Genomic DNA, 18,586 nt, shown 5'->3' with positions numbered 1-18,586 from the left:
TTTTAGTTATTAAACAATTACCAGCCCGGGTTTTGTTTCCACATATTTCCGGTTAATGCTATTTCGTCCAGACTGATGGGGTAGAGGTAGTCTCGGTTAACATTAAATGTCAGCCCATTGGGGCATACTCCCTTGTAAGGACTGATGTAGCGTTTGGCATCGCCGGGTTTACCCGATAAATAAAGGTTGTTGCCTGTTGGCTTGTCATAGATAAGGTTGCCTTTGAAGTATCCGCCGGCTGTATTGGCAGCTTCCATGTTACTGCCTGTGAAGAGAGCCCCAAGCATCTCTTTATTGGCAATTAAAATATCGGCAGCTGCCCAACGGAAGATATCGAACATGCGTATACCTTCGCAGGCAAGTTCGATGCGGCGTTCACGGCGAACCACCTGAAGCGTTGCCTCTAAATGATGGAAAGGATAGTCGGGATCGGTATTATATTCGCGTTGGAAATCGATGCCCGGCATGCCCACACGATCTCGCAAAGGCTGCAGCGCCTTAGCTATTTTCTCCTGAGCAGATGCACCTTCGAGCTCGGCAAGCGCTTCGGCATAATTGAGCAATACTTCTGCATAGCGGAACTGAATAGCCGGGCATTCGCCTTTAAGTTCATCATCGGCTGCTGCATCCGTGCAGTCTACTTCGATAAATTTCAGCAAGGAATAGCCTGTAGGGTTGGCCCACATAACCGGAAGGGCTATCTCGGTAATGATGGGGCTGAACTCCGGCATATAAATATAAGCAGCATTGGATGTGAGCGGACGCAAACGTTCGCCCGGACGAGCTACAGTCTGACACAGACGTGGATCACGAAGTGTCGGATCTAATTCCTTTCCGTAAGTTTTCTGAGCTTCATCACGCTCAGCTCCGGTAAAGATGCGGCCGTCTCGGGTTAGGTAATCATTTACCAGAGAAAGCGTGAGTCCGATGTTGCCTCCACCCTTGTTGCAATAACGGGTAACGTTGTTCCCGACCACTTTAGCATCGTATTTTTTCCAGAACAATACCTCGGAATTAGTGGAGAGATCTTTGGTGATAAACAGATTCTTGTAGTCAGTAAGCGGATTTGATGTGCTGTATATTTTCCATCTGCCACTCTGAATAACCGCCAGGGCGGCATCTCGTGCCTGCTCCAGGTAATTGTTAATCCGGGCATCGGTGATTCCGGCGGTAAAGAACGGATCGTTTTTTGCTTTGTGATATTTTTGCCAGGTACCTTCGAACAAAGCCACGCGCGACTTAAATGCAAGTGCTACATCCTTGTGAAGCCTCATGGTGGAGCTGTTGCTTTTTGTGCTTAAAAGATTGATGGCATTATCCAGATCACTTAAAATATGATCGATAACATCGGCACGTGAATCGCGTTTCAGTTTCATTTGTTCACTGCTTGCATCCAGCACTCTGTCTATCCAGGTGATATCGCCATATTTGCATACCATGTTGAAATAGTAATATGCGCGGAAGAAATAGGCTTCGCCGGTATACTGGTCGATATCTGCCTGATTGCCTTTGCAGTTGTTGATGTTTGCAAACAGGAAGTTCAGGCTGCGAATCTTTGTATATTCGGCAGGGCTTGCGGCAGAACTGACCGAACGGGTGCCATCGAGTAATGACGGAACCGACGAACAGGCCATATTATCACTATACTGATCGTCGAATGCTATACCGATAGTCTGCAGATTGGCTGGCTGTATTCTGAACGTTTCCTCGTAGAACTGATTTACATACTTCTGAAGTTCGGAAACGGAACTGATGGGGTTTGAAGATGTGAGTGCACCTTCCGGTTCCTGATTGAGGTCGGCACAACCGAACGATAAGGCTATTACCGCAAACAGTATCAGGTGTTTCATTATGTTTGTTTTCATCATCATCGCTTTATTTACAGGTTAATACTCAGTCCAAAGGAGAAAACTTTTGTTAAAGCATAATTCTTTCCTCCTTCATTGAATGTAAATACAGTTTCGGGATCGAACATTTTTGCCAGTTGGGTGAATGTGAGCAGGTTTTCACCGGTAACATATACATTTACCCGTTGCAGACCAATATTCCTGGTAATGGACGAGGGCAGTTCGTAGCTTAAAGTGAGGTTCTTTAAACGGAGATAAGCTGCATTCTGCAAATATCTGTCACACGCCTGATGAGTTTTGCCTGTATAAGAGCTAATGTTACCGGCTGTTGAAATGTATGGTCTGGGGTAATAGGCATCCCGATTATTTTCTGTCCAGTAATCCAGGTGCTGAGAGAAAACCGTAACCTGTGCTTTTGAATGGCACCCCCAGAAGTAAACTGAAGCCGAAGGATCGTAGTCGCGTTTTAAAACACCTTGCCACAACGTACTTAATGTGAGCCCTTTGTAACTGATGCTGCCGTTGAAAGAGTACTGGTAGCGCGGTGCCGAGTTGCCGATAATCTCTCTATCGCCCATATCGCCCACTTTATTACTGCCTGTATTGATGGCATTGTCTTTATTCAGATCGAGGTATTTTACATCTCCGGGAACCCACGCTCTGTTGGTGAGGTAACTGTGGTCTAACTGATTAAACTCATCGGCTTCTTGCTGATTCTGAATTAAGCCGGAAGCACGGTATCCCCATATTTCGCCAACCTTACGTCCCGGGTACCACAGATTTGAAGGGTTGAATTTTGAAGGATTGACGTAGTGCAGCACTTCGGCTGTATAATCGTAAATCATGCCACCAATGGAGTAGGTTATATCACTGTTGATGCGTCCTTTATAGTTGATGGAGAATTCCCAGCCCCTGTTGCGCATATCGGCATTGTTTGCCTCGGGAGCTGTGGTTCCGTACATGCTTGCCAGACTTTCGGTAGGGCCAAGCATGTCACGCGTGGTGCGCTGGAAAATATCCAGACTGCCTGTTAAGTTATTATTGAAGAATCCATAATCCAAACCAAAGTTTATGCTTTCTATTTTTTCCCAGGTAACATTGGAGTTATAGGACCCCGGTGCAAAAATAATCATCTGGCGGTTGGTACCATCAAAATACCAGGAGCCTTGAGTCTGGGTATTCATGGTTTGAGCAAATGTGTAAAGAGCAGCACCACTCTGGTTGCCCAGCAAGCCATAAGAAGCACGGAGTTTAAAATTGCTCACTGTTGCACTGAGTGGTTCCATAAAATTCTCCTGGGCAATGTTCCATCCCAGGGAGGCCGAAGGGAAAAAGCCCCAGCGGTTGTTGTGTGTAAATCGGGAAGAACCATCATAACGCCCGTTCAGCTCCAGCAGATACCGGCCCTGATAGTCGTAATTAATTCTGCCGAAGAAGCCTCTGGTTGCCCATCCGTTGCGGGTTTCGCCGGTAGTCTTATCGCCGGTGGCGGTGTTGATTCCCGGATTGTTGAAGTTGAGCAGATCTGTTACGTTGCTCCATAAAAAGGAGTATTTATTGTTCTCTTCCTGATAGCCGGCCATGATATTGAAATTGTGTGACTCCGCCAGTTTCAGAGAGTAATTGGAATATAGATTGAACGAATTATAGTCTGACTGTGACATGGAACGGTAATAACTACCGGTGATTGGAATTCCTAATTCCGTGCGGGTCATATAGGTTACCGAACCATCGAGCATGGTAATGGCAGCCGGTATAGCGGCTTGCTCGTTTTTAGCCGGGTTAGTGCGGTAGCTGTAGTCGAAGTTTATTTTCCAGTTTTTTACAGGCTCGGCCACTAAACCGACGGTGAGGCTGTAATTGCCTGAGTTATTGTCATTCCGGGAGCCGGATTGCAGGTATGGAACCTGAGACAATTCCGTAAAATTTCCATTCAGATCGTACATGGAATTGGTTGGCCGGGTACGAGCCAGGTTATGGAAGAACCCGATTTCATAAATAGCATGATCGCCAAACGGAGAGGTGGATATCTGTTTGTTATATTTGGTTTTTATATTAAACCTGAGCCAGTCTGTGATAGTGGAATTTATGTTTGCAGTAAAATTAAAGCGTTTAAAATTGATATCTGCATATCTGATAAGCCCCTGTTCCTGATACAATCCTCCGGAGGCATAATATTTAATTTTGTCTGTACCACCGGTTACCGAAACATTGTGATTTTGCCTGATGGCCGCATTTTTATAGAAGAGTTTAAAGTTATTGGTATTACCAATGCCTGTTGTGGAATTATCGGCTAAAAACTGGTTGGTTGACTGTTCCGGCCATTGGTTTATGCCTTTGGGATTTTCGCAGAACCGGCGAAGCTGTTCGATCTTTGCATCAGAATACTCCGGTGTGTGATCTGCATTAACCCAGCCCACATTGAAATATCGGGCAAATTCGTAGCTGTTGACCATATCCGGCAAACTAACAGCAGAGGTAGCTCCGATGTTGCCGTTATAGCTGATGGATGTTTTTCCTTCCTGACCCTTTTTGGTTGTAATCAGTATAACGCCATAAGCGGCACGCGCTCCATAAATGGAAGCTGCTGCCGCATCTTTTAGAATAGATATGTTTTCAATGTCATTGGGATTGACCATTGAGAGAGTGCCCTCCAGTCCGTCTATTAACACATAAGGTACATCCGAGTTGCTTAAGTTGCCCTGCCCGCGCAACTGAATGTTATAACTTGCGCCCGGCGTACCTCCTTTATTGGTTACATTGGTGGTTAAGCCCGGCACTACTCCCTGCAGACTCTGGGTGATATTCGCAACGGGCCTGTTTGCCAGCTCCTTACCATCGACAACAGCCACAGAACCGGAAAGGTTTACTTTTTTCTGTGTGCCATAGCCTACTACAACCACCTCATCGAGTCATTTGGAGTTCTCTTTTAAAACAATAAGAAGTTCACTTTTACCTTTGGTGTTGATACTTAGCGGAGCGAATCCGGTGAAGGAGACCTGAATTACCGGGTTATCTTCCAGATTCATGGAGAACCGGCCATTAATGTCGGAAATAGTTCCTTTGTTGGTTCCCTCTTCAATGATGTTGGCTCCGACGATTGTTTCTCCGTTTTCGTCAGTGATTCTACCGGTGATTCTTCTTGTTTGCTGCGACCTTTCAGGCTCATTGTTCTTATTCCTGTAAATATTGATGTACCGGTTCTTTATTTTGTAGATAAGTCCCGTTCCCTTTAAGGCTTCGTTCAATACATCGTTTATAGATTTATTCCGTGCCTGTACCCTGACATAGATATTCTGCACATCGGCATTTACGTAGAAGAATAGAAAATCGGTCTGTTTTTCAATTTGCGAGAAAAGCTGAGTGAGAGATATTTTATCGGCTACAACCGTTATTTTCCTGGAACTTGCATCAATATCTGCAGCCTTTATTTGCATCGGTTGCATAATCGATGCAATAATAAAAGCTAATTTTATCAACAGGTTTCGTTTAGTGTGTTTATTCATAGTTTATTTTTAAAAAAGGAACAAAGGTGTTGTTATACACAAATGGCATTCATTTATCGGATATAAAAAACATCCTCTTTTTTCTCCCATTTAACAGGCAGACTTCCGGAGATAACATCTAATGTTTCTTCAATGCTTTCTTCGCTGCTGAATGATCCGGAGACAATTATTTCCTTAATCTTTGGATTGAGAATAGCAATTTTAACGTTATAGAGTTGCTCTAAAGATTTTACGACATCGCCCAATGGAAGCGACTGGTATTTTATCAGTCCATCTTTCCATGCAGTGAAACAGCTGGTTTCCACATTCTCTACTCCAACTTTGCGGCTTTTACGGTTGAATTTGAGTTGCTGGGAAGGAGAGAGCTGAACTTTCTGCTCGCCGCTTTCGAAACGGATACATCCCTCTACCAAGGTTGCAACAATATCGTTCTGCAAATTGGTGTTTACGTTGAACTTAGTACCCAGTACCCTGATTGCCGCATCGTCCATTTGTACTTCGAACACACGTGACGGATCTTTAGTTACTTCAAAATAGGCCTCACCAGTTAACGTTACCCCACGAAGCTTTTCCCCAAATAGATTGGTGTAAGTAAGCTTGCTGTTTTTATTTAGCGTTACTTTGGTGTGGTCGGGCAAGGTAAAGGTGGATATATGGTTACCGCTTATATAGGTAAAATATTCAATAGGTTTGGATTCTTTTTCATGTTGCAGATAAAAAACAGAACTGATTAATAAAAACAGGGTTATTACCGCGGCTATGGGAGCAACTCTGATCCATAACTGCCTGTTCTTTTTGCGCTGATCGTTTTTGCCGATCTTCTCCTCAATCCGTTTCAGTTCCAGCGCCTGGCCAATGTGATTGGAGTAGGAGACTTCCGCATCCCAGTAATCTTTCAACTGACAGAACTCTGTTCTGTTTTTCTCATCCATCTGCAGCCATTCGCTGAATTTTAGAAAGTCGTCACTTGAAGACTCTCCCGAGAGGATGCGTGCAATTATGTTGTCAATATTATGAATCATGAAGTTGTAGTTTATATTTACTCAGTCGCATGAAAGTCAGAACTCCCTTAGTTACTGATTGTTATTTTAAAAATAGAAACTTATTTTAAATTTTTTTAAACAGAAATATCTCCCGAAAGAGTTTCTCTCAGCTTTTTTACTGCCGTGGTTATGTGAGCCTCCAGTGTTTTTACGGAGATTCCCAATAGCTCGGCAGCATCTTTGTATTTCATCTTGTCTTCCCGTACAAGCTTAAAGGAAAGCTTGCATTTATATGGCAATGAATTAATAGCGTTATTGAGTCGGGCAACATTCTCTTTGGAAATAAGATCCATTTCGGGAGTGGTCTCCGACTGTACAAAGAAATCGACCAGTGTTTCATCAATGTCTACGTTGGTTACATGCTGACTCCTGAAATATGAGATACATTTATTACGGACGATTGTATAGAGGTAAGAGTCGAAATTGGCGATATCCGGTAAACTCTTCCGACTTTCCCAAACTACCATAAATGTGTCTGATACAATCTCTTCGGCCACGGTAGTCAGTCCCGTTTGAAGGATAGCAAAGCGCATAAGTCTCCCATAATAGATCATGTATAATGACCTGAATGCCGTTTGTGAGTCGTTTGTGGCGAGCTCGCAAATAATTGATCTGATATTCCCGGAGGCGTTATTACTCAATAATGAACTGTTTTATTTAGGCTTCTTTAATAAAGGTCGCAGAATTAAATATTATCCCTTAGCCGGCAACTATTTTTTTCTTTTTTCTCTTTTAAAAAAAGAGCTCTTCTTGCTGCTATAACGACTTTTGATAAAGATGTATAACCGCTTAAAAGTTAAAAACGGGAATACTCCATTAAAAAAATACATTATCAACTAAGGGGTATTTTAATTATTTGCGTCTTAGTAAATGCAATATTAAATAATTAATTTAATAATATATCCATTTTAAATCTAATTTATATATTAATTAAAGTCTATTCACTATTGAAACTATGAAACAGAACACAACTAAAAGCAACTGAAACCTTGTTCTTTTTGTGTTTTTATAATAACTATAAATAATCTAATATGTTAAAACATCTAAAGTTAGTCGGTACGCTGCTTTTTCTCTCATCAATATGTGGGGAAACGGTTTACGCAGCATTAGCAAAAGAATCCGACATGGAAATCGTGCAGCAAAGCGGGAAGTGCACGGGAGTAGTAAAAGACAAAACAGGAGAGACCATTATTGGTGCATCTGTTGTAGTTAAAGGAACCACCAATGGTAGTGTTACCGGAATGAATGGTGAATTTTCGCTGAATAATGTTCCCCGCGGGAGTGTAATCGTAGTATCTTTTGTTGGTTTTCAGGCTCAGGAAGTGAAGTGGACAGGCGGTTCACTGAACGTTACGTTGAAAGACGACGAGAAAGTACTGGATGAAGTAGTTGTAGTAGGTTATGGCACACAGAAAAAGGTAAATGTGACCGGTGCCGTAAGTATGGTAGGTTCTGAAGTGTTGGAATCCAGACCGGTAGCAAATGTGACTCAGGCATTGCAGGGAACAATCCCAGGACTTAACCTCAACGCCAGTAGCAGTGGTGGTGACCTGAACTCGAGCATGAGTATTAATATACGTGGTACAGGATCTATCAGCTCGAGCGACAAACCGCTGATTCTGGTTGATGGAATTGAAGGCGACCTGAACCTGGTGAACCCGAATGATATTGAGAGCGTATCGGTACTGAAAGATGCTGCATCGGCTTCTATTTACGGTACAAGAGCTGCTTTCGGTGTGATTCTGGTAACTACAAAGAGTGGCAAATCGGGCAAAGTGAAAGTTGCTTACTCAGGCGATGTACGTTTCAGTACAGCTACACAGGTTCCTGAAATGGTAGACTCTTACAATTTTGCCTCTTATTTTAATGCTGCCAATACAAACGCGGGATCGGGTAACTTTTTCACCAATGAGATTATGGAGAAGATCCAGAATTTTATAGGTGGTAAATATACAGACCCCACACAACCAGAATATTACGGTACAACAGCAGGTACCGATGGAAAATGGTCGCTATATAGCGGATCGTTTGCCAATACCAACTGGTTTAATGAGTTCTATAAAAAGAATGTGCCTTCTACTCAGCACAACCTGAGCTTAAGCGGTGGTACAGAGAAACTGAACTGGAGCCTTAGTGGAAGTTTCTTCAATCAGAACGGATTGATAAAACATGGTCACGATGAGATGAGCCGTTACACCATGAATGCAAAAATTGGAGCGATGCTTGCTGACTGGATTAAGATGGAATATTCTACCAAGTGGACTCGTAAGGATTATACCAAACCACAATATCTTACTGGTTTGTTCTTCCACAACATAGCACGCAGATGGCCGACCTGTTTCGCGAAAGATCCTAACGGACACTGGGGTGAAGGTATGGAAATTGCTGAACTGGAAGATGGTGGTATCTATAAAGAAAACAACGACCTGTTTACACAACAGCTGAAGTTTATTTTTGAACCGGTGAAAAACTGGCACATCTACGCTGAAGGATCTATGAGGAACACTTACAATAAGACAACTCAGAACAAGATTCCGGTATATCACTACACAGTGAACAATACTCCGTTTATTCGCGATAGTGGGTATGGTACAGATACGTATGTGTACGACGACCGTTACAAACAGAATTACTATACCGTGAATGTTTACTCGGATTATGTAAAAAGCTTCGGTAAGCATAATACAAAGGTGATGGCGGGTGTGAACTATGAACGTTACGACCAGGACGACTTGTGGGGAAGCGGTACTACACTGACTACAGCAGAAAAACCTTACCTGAGCCAGACACAGGCTAACAAGAAAAACAGTGATAACTACTGGAACAGAGCTACAGCAGGTTATTTCGGACGTTTGAACTATGACTATGACGGACGTTACCTGCTTGAGTACAACATGCGTTACGATGGATCTTCACGTTTTGTTGGTGACAAACGTTGGGCATGGTTCCCTTCTGTATCTGTGGGATGGAACATTGCACGTGAGCAGTTCTTTGAAAAATTATCTGATAAGGTGAACTTACTGAAAGTACGTGGATCGTGGGGACAGTTAGGTAACACCAGTTCCAACTACGGATCGTTCAGCGATTGGTATCCGTTCTACCAGCAACAGGCTATCAGTTCGGCAACGGGTGGATGGCTGATTGGTGGAGCAAAACCTAATACAGCGTCTTTACCAAGTATTGTGAGCTCACAACTTACCTGGGAAACTGTTGAAACATGGGATATCGGTCTGGACTGGGCTGCATTGAACAACCGGTTGACAGGTACATTCGACTGGTTTAGCCGTAGCACTAAAAATATGATTGGTCCGGCTCCTATATTGGGTTCTGCTTTGGGAACAAGTGCTCCACAAATTAACAACTGTGATATGCGCTCTACAGGTTGGGAACTGGAAATAGCATGGCGCGACCAGATTGGTGATGTAAAATATGGTGCTCGCTTTAACTTGTCTGATTCTCAGCAAAAAATTCTGAACTATCCTAACCAGACAGGTTCATTGAGCAGTTATTACAACGGAAGAATGCTGAATGAAATTTGGGGATACACATCAACAGGTCTTGCAAGCAGTAAACAAGAAATGGATAACTGGATTGCTAAAAATAAGCCAAACTGGGGATCGAACTGGGGCGCAGGAGACGTGATGTTTAAGGATTTGAACAATGATGGAGTGATATCAAGCGGTGACAATACACTGGCTAACCATGGTGACCTGAAGATTATTGGTAACAGTACTCCTCGCTACCGTGTAGGTTTGAACCTGGATGCTGAATGGAAAGGATTTGACTTCTCTGTGTTCTTCCAGGGAGTGTTGAAACGCGACTGGGCATTTGGACAAGGAGATGCTTACTTCTGGGGAGCTACCGGAAATGTTTGGCAATCGGCTTGTTTCAAGGAACACTTAGACTACTGGAGAGAGGATAACCAAAAGGCTTACTATCCAAAACCTTACTTTGGTGGCATTAACAAGAACCAGGTGACACAGACACGCTATTTGCAGGATGCATCTTACATTCGTTGCAAGAACATTCAATTGGGTTACACTTTGCCTCAGGCATGGGTGAAAGGTGCAGGAATTGAAAACTGCCGTCTATACGTATCATGCGATAACCTGTTTACTTTGACCAGCTTATCAAGTATTTACGATCCTGAAGCATTTGGAGGTTATGGTGACGAAGGCTGGGGATCGGGTAAAACATACCCTATGCAACGTACAGTAGCGTTTGGCGTTTCTGTTAATTTCTAACTTTATTAAAGCAATATAACTATGAAACTAAATATAAAACAATTAGGGCTTTGCGCAATGCTGGGAGTGGCTTCTTTGGCTACCACTTCCTGTAACGATCTGCTCGATATGGAGCCGGTGAGCCAGATTACTCCGGTCGATTTTTATTCAACAGCCGATCAGCTGGCTACGTATCTGAACAATTATTATAATTCGTTTTTGCAATTGCCATACAACGGATATATGTACCACGAACAGGCGTACAACGATGGTATGGCACGTTCTGACCGAAATACGGATATCTTTGTTCAGAGCATAGGCGGTAACACACAACTTTTTGCCGATAACTATTGGGAAGTTCCTTCCGATAAAAATCTTCAGAGCAACTATTTTGCGTACATACGTATATGTAACTATTTCCTGGAAACGGTGCTTCCTAAATACGAAGCGGGACAGATTTCGGGAAATGCAACGCTGACAAAGAACTATATTGGTGAGATGTATTTTATGCGTGCCATCACTTATTTCAGAGCATTGGCCGTATTTGGCGATTTCCCGATTATCACTACCGTGCTGCCCGACCAAAGCACTGTAATTGTGGATGCCAGCAAACGTGCTCCACGCAACGAAGTGGCTCGTTTTATCCTGGAAGATATGGACAAGGCGATTGCATTACTTGCTCCACGTACTCAGTTTAACGGTCAGCGCCTGAATAAAGAGGCTGCCTTGCTGTTTAAATCGAGAGTTGCCCTTTTTGAAGGTACGTTCGAGAAATACCACAAAGGCAGTGGACGTGTGCCGGGTGACAGCAACTGGCCGGGAGCAACAGCTTCTTACAACAGTGGAAAGACATTTGATATAAATACAGAAATCAGATTCTTCCTGCAAGAAGCGATGAACGCTGCCAAACAGGTGGGCGACAATGCACAGCTTACTGCCAACAACCACGTGATGAATCCAGCTGTGGGAGTAACTACAGGATGGAACTCTTACTTTGAAATGTATAGCCGTCCGTCGTTGTCTAGTGTTCCTGAAGTTTTGCTTTGGAAAGAGTACAGCAGCGCACAGAACATAAAGCATGATACTCCTTACAGATGTAAAGTGGGTTGTGCCGACGGATATACCCGTACGTTTGCCGAATCGTTCCTGATGAAGAATGGTTTGCCAATTTACGCAAGCGGTGATTACAAGGGAGATGTTACGATAGACAATGTAAAATCGGGACGTGACGAACGTTTGCAGTTGTTTGTGTGGGGTGAAAGCGATTTAATGGATTCAGATCCGGCTGCACCTGGTGTAGGTAAACTTTTCAAATCTCCTGCTATTACCGAAGCTACCGACGAAAGACGTTGTATTACCGGTTATCAGCCACGTAAGTACTATACTTACGATTATAACCAGACTACCAACGACGAGGTGAGAGGAACCAATGCTTGTCCGATTTTCCGTACAGCAGAAGCGATGTTGAACTACATTGAAGCATCATACGAACTAAACGGAACAATAGATGCAACAGCGAGAAGCTATTGGCAGTCATTGCGTGCACGTGCGGGTGTAAGTACCGATATTGATGCAACAATTACAGCTACCGATTTAAGCAAGGAGAGCGATTTTGGTGTATACTCGGGTACAGCCATGGTGAGCAAGACATTATATAACATCCGTCGTGAAAGAATGAACGAGATGTTCAGTGAAGGTCAGCGTTACACCGACCTGATTCGCTGGAGATCATTTGACAGAATGCTAACCACGAAGTGGGTTCCGGAAGGAGTGAATTTCTGGGACAGCATGTATCAGAATTATCTGGTAGACGCAAGTGGCAAACCAGTGACTATTATCTCCGACGGATCAAACAATTCAATAGTAAGCAGTAAGGACTTAAGTAAGTACCTGCGTCCGTACAGCCGAAGCATGTCATCAACCAATGACCTGAAGAACGGTTACAACTGGCACGAAGCATACTATCTGAATCCGATCTCCATATCGGATATGCAATATGCATCACCCGACAATACAAAAGAAAATACATACCTGTATCAAAACTTATATTGGCCAACAACCGGAGGTGGACATGCCGATAAATAAATTGAATTGAAAAAAAATATAGATTAGGTTTCACTTAGAAGCAGCTGCGGGATAGAGTTCGTGAGAATACTTCCCGCAGCTTTTTTTATTTAAATGCAACAGCGCAGCCTTTGCTTTGCTGGTTTAATAAATTTAATAGTGTATTGTTGTTTCTTTAACAGATTTTCGTTACATTTTTAACAGTGTTTTTCTGCTTTTTTTAATTGAGTTTTGTTCTTATAGAGTTGTTAAGTATTTGTTGCTGATGTAACTTTGGGTTCATCGGGCATGGCATGCGGTATATTTTATTGATTGCAAATATGCGGAATTCCCGAAAACCGCTTTACAAAGTAGGGAAAATACCTGAGTATTATGAACAATGATTTTAACGGAGACAGCAAAGCTGATATTTTAGTGACTAGCCCTTGGGGGCTGGGTATTCTAAGTCTTACAAACAGTAAACTTACATTGCATAGAATGTATCCTAATGGAAGCAGGTTTGGTGGTTGGTTATTAAACACCAAAGACAACTATGTCGAGATTAAAGCAGATTTTGATGGTGATGGAAGGACAGAAGTATTAATGTCGAGTCCATGGGGAATAGGGATATTGAAACTCCTAAACGGAAATCTTACATCTATAGCAATGGGGCAAAATGGTTCAAGACATGGAGGTTGGTTAATTAATACTGCCGATAACCAGTTTTTGTATGCGGCCGATTTTGATAAGGATGGGAAAAAAGAGATATTGGTAACAAGTCCATGGGGTATTGGTTTGTTAAAATATGCTAATAATGATTTTTCATCATTAATGCTATCACCTAATGGTTCGCGTTTTGGTGATTGGCTGCTCAATACTGCAGATAATTATTTTACCTTAGTGGGTGATTTTGACGGTGATAAACAGACGGAAATTATTGTAACATCGCCTTGGGGATTAGGGGTACTTAAATTCAATGGTTCAACACTTAACTCAATTGCTATGGTTGCAAACAATACAAACATTGGCGGATGGGTATTAAATACTGCCATAGATAGATTTGAGGTTGCAGGTGATTTTGATGGAGATGGTAAAGCCGAAATACTAGTAAGTAATAGCAATGGCATAGGAATTTTAAAGCTACAAGGAAATACACTTTCTACCCTTTGTATGCATAAAACAGGAACTAAATTGGGAAATTGGGTACTGGATAGCAAAAAGGATAAAATGAACATTACAGGTGATTTTGATAAGGATGGTAAATTAGATATTTTAATTACCAGCAATTGGGGTTTGGGTGTTTTAAAATTAAAAGGAAATACATTGCAATCTACAGTAATGGCGGCCAATGGTACTCGATTTGGTGGCTGGCTATTGAATACAAGAGACAATCGTATAAATTATGTTGCGGATTTTGACGGTGATGGAATTCCCGAAATTCAAATTACTTCTCCTTGGGGTATTGGTATTCTAAAACAATCGGGTGGTACTTTCAATGCAATTACAATGTTGCCTAATGGCACTCGAATTGGTGGGTGGCTGCTCAATACAGCAGATAATGATTTTGAAGCAGGTATAGGTCAATCTTATGGTTTAATTATTTATCACTCTCAATGGCAAAATTCGGTTAATACCACAACATCATTTTTAAGAAACAGAGGTTACACCATGTTTGTAATTCCTAATGCTACAAATGGTATAACCATTTTGAAACAATTGTCATTATATCTTAGAGCCGGCGACAGACTTTTTGTTTATCTTGCAGGACATGGTGGTAGTAGCAGGGCTTTGGGAGATACAACTAAAAGTGTTTCACTATCTCATATTTTTCAATTTGAAGATGGAATGATTGTAGGATATGACCAATTTGCTCCATCATTTGAATTATTAGGCAACAAAGGAGTTGATTTATCAGTATTTGATGGTAGTTGCGATGCTGGCGAGTCTGTATTAAACGCGATTGGTGAAAAATATTTAGCAATGTCAACCACTTCTGTTTATGCACCAGGGATTACAGACACCCCCAATCCATCCGAAATAATGCAACTTTTTGGTAAACCTAATAAATTTGGTATGTGGTGGTCTTCTTACTATACTGCCAGTTTGCTGACATCTAAAGCCCCTCACAGATTTCATCAGAAAATTTATAGAAATGATAATACTGAAATCAATACTCAATCATTATTCTATAAACCTGCAATACCTTTTTATGCTTCGTTAGGCGGTGGATGGGATTTAATGGTAAGACATTGTTATCTATATCAGTACATCTACACTACTGAGTTTAACACTATGAGTGCGGAAGAAAAAGCAAAAATAACGGAAACAACAGCTGACTATTTAGCTTCAATGAAAGCAGATTACAATGCTTTTTCTCCATCTATTCTTCATTTAAAGAATATTCTTTCTAATACATCAATAATCAATGCTGCAGCTAATATTTACACAGGAGCATTCCCAAGACCATGGCAAACAATTTTTGGCGATATGAATTGGGATGTTGTTGCAGACCCTATCAGACATACTAGTTTAAATAATGAACTAAAACCGGGTTCATATACCGGTACTGAAGGATTTATTCGTATGGTAAATGAAATATTGAATCTGTTATTTTTGTTGGAACAATCTTATACTAAACAAGAAGTCTTTTTAAATCAAATAGATGCTAAAATAAAACAAAAAGGATTATATTCTGGAATTTTCAAGAAACAACCTTTGCCTGTTAAGAAAATTACTGACTATTTAATATATAATCAATATGAAAACAAGAGGACTGTTGAGACCAATAATATATTGAATAACTTAAATATTGACAGAACGCAATTATTTAAAAATCTTGGAGAATCACCACGAAATATTAAAATGGAAGAAATTGCAACAAATTTCACCGACGCTAATATAAGTGTTATTAGTAAAAGCATTATCAAAAATATATATGGTTCGGATACGCTTAATGAATTGATTGCAAATTTAAAAAGTCTTTTGCTGGAAGACTCTGTATATTTAGACAAACTCTTTTACTTACTTACTATTGTGGAAGAAGCTATATCTAAAGCTCAGTCGACCAATGCAGAATGTGGGGATCTGGTATCTTATTAAAAGAACCACCACAAAGTGACAAGCCGAGCGAAGCAAAGACTACTTCGTTCCAAAACTGCAGTGAGTAATGGCGCAGCCGAGCGGAAAAAAAACCGGCCTCATGAATTTTACGTTAAGAAATAAGGGAGTGTGGAGCGTTAAAAAGAAAAAGCTGTTTGAGCGCAGCGAGTTCTTTTTCTTTAGCTCTACATTCCCTTATTTTAGTAAAATTCGTGCAGCCTTGACCTTTTGTTTCTTTTCCGTCAAGGGAAAAGAAAAGGACAGTTATTTATTAGAAGTAACCCACTTCTGCCCCTCACGACAAGAAACAGTCAACGTTTGACTACCCGTTTGAATACGGAAATCACCTTTCTCCAGAATCCACTTACCGTCGAATCCAACAAAAGCCAGATCGGAAGCTTTTACCTTAAAAGAAACCGTTTTAGTCTCACCGGGTTGCAGATCAACCTTATCGAATGCACGCAGACGGCGGATATCGGGAGTAAGAGAAGCAACGAGGTCACTGCTGAACAACAGCACACTTTCCTTGCCCGCATATTTGCCGGTATTTGTAACATCTACACTGAAAGTGAGCACATCATCGGCAGTAAAAGAAGACTTGTCTGCTTTCAGGTTACTGTAACTAAAGGTAGTGTAGCTCAATCCGTATCCGAAAGGCCATTGAACAGACATCACCGCATCGTAATTGTAAGCACCTTCCATTTTATCCAGGTCCTCACAAGGCTTATAGTCGTACGTAAACAATGAATTGATCTCCTTTGGATAAGTATAAGGCATCTTTCCGCTGAAATTAACATCACCGGTTAAGAGATTAGCCAGCGCATCGGCACCATAGTTACCCGGCAACATGATGTTTACCACAGCTTTTGTGAGGGGCTCGATTTCGTTTAAGATGCGTGGACGACCTTCGTTCAGGATCAGAATAACCGGTTTGCCGGTGTTGGCAAGCGCCTTAATGAGGTCGAGCTGATTCTTTGAAAGAGAGAGATTGGTGAGATTGCCCGGAGTTTCGCAATAGGAATTTTCGCCGATGCACGCAATGATATAATCGGCATTGGCAGCACTGGCTACAGCCTTATCAATCTCGGGCGCATTTTCTTCCCAATAGAGACCACCCTGTTTGTAGGTAACTCCCGGTTCGTAGATAACCTGATCCTTACCAAACTTGTTGCTGAGAGATTCGAGGATGGTGTTGTACTGAGTGGCACACATATCTGCTTTGTCGCCCTGCCAGGAGTACGACCAGCCTCCGTTGAGCGTACGCATGGAGTTTGCGTTTGGTCCGGTTACCAATAATTTCTTTCCGGTGCTTAAAGGTAAGATATGATCGCTGTTTTTCAACAAGACAAGCGATTCCTGAGCAGCCTTCAAGGCAGCATCAGCATGCTCTTTGCATCCGAACAAAGGAAAATCTTTGTTGTTGTAAACAGGTTTTTCGAACAGGCCCAGACGGTACTTCATGCGCAGAACACGGCGTACGGCATCGTCGATACGAGTCATGGGTACTTCACCTTCCTGTACCAGTTCTTTGAGATAAGTGCAGAAGCTCCATTCGTAAGGTACCATGGACATATCTATCCCGGCATTGATAGCCAGCTTGATGGCCTCTTTTTTGCTGGATGCAATCTTATCACGAGTATAAAGGTTGTTGATATCGGCCCAGTCGGTTACAATCATTCCGTCCCATTGAAGATCTTCCTTCAGCCATTTTGTGAGCAGTTCGTAGTTGGCATGGAAAGGCAGACCGTTGTTACTGGCCGAATTGACCATGACGGACAGTGCACCTGCCTTGATACCTTCGAGGAAAGGAGCAAAGTGTTTCTCGCGCATATCCTGCAGGGTGATGGACGATGGTGTGCGGTCTTTTCCGGAAACAGGAACACCGTAACCCATGTAGTGCTTTAAGCAGGCAGCAACGTGGTTATTATCGATATGGTTTGGATCTTCACCCTGGAAACCCAGAATAGATTCGCGTCCCATTTCGGCATTGACATAGCAATCTTCTCCATAATTCTCCCACATACGAGGCCAGCGGGCATCACGTCCGAGGTCGAGAACAGGAGCGTAGGTCCATGGAATACTTCCGGCTTTGGTTTCGTAGGCTGATATGCGTGAACCTTCGCGTACCAGCGAACGGTTGAACGTAGCCGCCATGTTGATACCCTGCGGGAAGAAAGTACCCCCTTGAGTATAAGTAGTGCCATGAATCTGGTCTACACCATAGATGCAAGGGATACCGATAGCTTTCATCGATTTATCCTGTATTTTCCGGATAATAGCTTCCCAGCCCTCTTTTGTCTGCGCAATGCTGTTGGGTACATTCAGGATAGAGCCAACCTTATACTTACTTATCACACTGTCCAGCAAAGCTTCATCAATCTGGAACCCTTTTTTATTCTCTATCTCCATGATGGCCATATAGATTCTCATCATGTTTTCTTTGTCGGGCATGCCTTTGGATAAGTCGAACTTCTTCTCCAGGTTATATTTCTTCAGTATCTTTTTCAAATCGTCCACTTTGGGATTCTGCTGATTCATTCCCTCGAACGGGTTAGTCCGTTTTGCTAGGATATCGATAGTAAGCTCAGTCATCTGCCCAATTTTCTCCTCAAGAGTCATTTTTTTTAGCAGTGTTTCTACTTGCTGTTCAATCTTCGGATCCCTGGGGATCGCGGTTTTAACAGTTTGTGCCGAAGTGGTGAGGATACTCCCGGCAGCAAGCAGTGAAAAGAGAAATTTTTTCATGATATTGATTTTTATGTAGTTATTTGTTTAAGACAGACAAATATAGAAAAAAACGTCACAAAGGACACAGTAAGTATACA

9 protein-coding genes are annotated in these 18,586 nt (G+C 42.2%); 3 read left to right on the top strand and 6 right to left on the bottom strand.

Features of this window, described 5'->3' with window-relative positions:
* Positions 1-17: 17 nt before the first annotated feature.
* The 5 genes from BUC21_RS03645 to BUC21_RS03630 form a co-directional block, all read right to left on the bottom strand.
* Positions 18-1,850: a RagB/SusD family nutrient uptake outer membrane protein gene (locus tag BUC21_RS03645; RefSeq protein ID WP_073399621.1), complete on the bottom strand. Its 1,833-nt coding sequence runs from the start codon at positions 1,848-1,850 to the stop codon at positions 18-20.
* A 29-nt stretch (positions 1,851-1,879) separates the two neighbouring features.
* Positions 1,880-4,750: a SusC/RagA family TonB-linked outer membrane protein gene (locus BUC21_RS03640; protein ID WP_245797058.1), complete on the bottom strand. Its 2,871-nt coding sequence runs from the start codon at positions 4,748-4,750 to the stop codon at positions 1,880-1,882.
* Positions 4,751-4,759: 9 nt separating this feature from the next.
* The gene (locus tag BUC21_RS16580; RefSeq protein WP_245797057.1) at positions 4,760-5,353 is read right to left on the bottom strand and encodes a carboxypeptidase-like regulatory domain-containing protein; all 594 of its coding nucleotides are present in this window, start codon (positions 5,351-5,353) and stop codon (positions 4,760-4,762) included.
* 53 nt (positions 5,354-5,406) lie between these two features.
* A complete protein-coding gene (locus BUC21_RS03635) occupies positions 5,407-6,375 on the bottom strand; it encodes a FecR family protein (RefSeq protein ID WP_073399302.1) in 969 nt (322 codons plus the stop codon).
* A gap of 95 nt (positions 6,376-6,470) precedes the next feature.
* Positions 6,471-7,037 (bottom strand): RNA polymerase sigma-70 factor, encoded by a 567-nt coding sequence (locus BUC21_RS03630; protein ID WP_245797056.1) that lies wholly within the window; start codon positions 7,035-7,037, stop codon positions 6,471-6,473.
* A 390-nt stretch (positions 7,038-7,427) separates the two neighbouring features.
* On the opposite strand from BUC21_RS03630, the gene BUC21_RS03625 reads away from it, so the two are divergent.
* The 3 genes from BUC21_RS03625 (at position 7,428) to BUC21_RS03615 (ending at position 15,761) form a co-directional block, all read left to right on the top strand.
* A complete protein-coding gene (locus BUC21_RS03625; protein WP_073399300.1) occupies positions 7,428-10,640 on the top strand; it encodes a SusC/RagA family TonB-linked outer membrane protein in 3,213 nt (1,070 codons plus the stop codon).
* Between the two features lie 21 nt (positions 10,641-10,661).
* The gene (locus BUC21_RS03620; protein WP_073399298.1) at positions 10,662-12,704 is read left to right on the top strand and encodes a RagB/SusD family nutrient uptake outer membrane protein; all 2,043 of its coding nucleotides are present in this window, start codon (positions 10,662-10,664) and stop codon (positions 12,702-12,704) included.
* A 351-nt stretch (positions 12,705-13,055) separates the two neighbouring features.
* A complete protein-coding gene (locus BUC21_RS03615; protein ID WP_073399296.1) occupies positions 13,056-15,761 on the top strand; it encodes an FG-GAP repeat domain-containing protein in 2,706 nt (901 codons plus the stop codon).
* 264 nt (positions 15,762-16,025) lie between these two features.
* Here the strand turns inward: BUC21_RS03615 and BUC21_RS03610 are convergent, their stop codons facing one another.
* A complete protein-coding gene (locus tag BUC21_RS03610; RefSeq protein ID WP_083547582.1) occupies positions 16,026-18,506 on the bottom strand; it encodes a glycoside hydrolase family 3 N-terminal domain-containing protein in 2,481 nt (826 codons plus the stop codon).
* Between the last annotated feature and the right edge of the window lie 80 nt (positions 18,507-18,586).

Origin of the sequence: Bacteroides luti (genome assembly GCF_900128905.1) — a bacterium.
GTDB classification, from domain to species: domain Bacteria; phylum Bacteroidota; class Bacteroidia; order Bacteroidales; family Bacteroidaceae; genus Bacteroides; species Bacteroides luti.
The sequence above is the reverse complement of the archived record's forward strand: the minus strand, read 5'-3'. Positions and strand labels throughout refer to the sequence as shown.

What these genes read in the sequence shown, in the direction of transcription:
- BUC21_RS03645 (WP_073399621.1), bottom strand. Translation starts at nt 1,850, where the DNA reads ATGAAACACCTGATACTGTTTGCGGTAATAGCCTTATCGTTCGGTTGT.
- BUC21_RS16580 (WP_245797057.1), bottom strand. Translation starts at nt 5,353, where the DNA reads ATGAATAAACACACTAAACGAAACCTGTTGATAAAATTAGCTTTTATT.
- BUC21_RS03635 (WP_073399302.1), bottom strand. Translation starts at nt 6,375, where the DNA reads ATGATTCATAATATTGACAACATAATTGCACGCATCCTCTCGGGAGAG.
- BUC21_RS03625 (WP_073399300.1), top strand. Translation starts at nt 7,428, where the DNA reads ATGTTAAAACATCTAAAGTTAGTCGGTACGCTGCTTTTTCTCTCATCA.
- BUC21_RS03620 (WP_073399298.1), top strand. Translation starts at nt 10,662, where the DNA reads ATGAAACTAAATATAAAACAATTAGGGCTTTGCGCAATGCTGGGAGTG.
- BUC21_RS03615 (WP_073399296.1), top strand. Translation starts at nt 13,056, where the DNA reads ATGAACAATGATTTTAACGGAGACAGCAAAGCTGATATTTTAGTGACT.
- BUC21_RS03610 (WP_083547582.1), bottom strand. Translation starts at nt 18,506, where the DNA reads ATGAAAAAATTTCTCTTTTCACTGCTTGCTGCCGGGAGTATCCTCACC.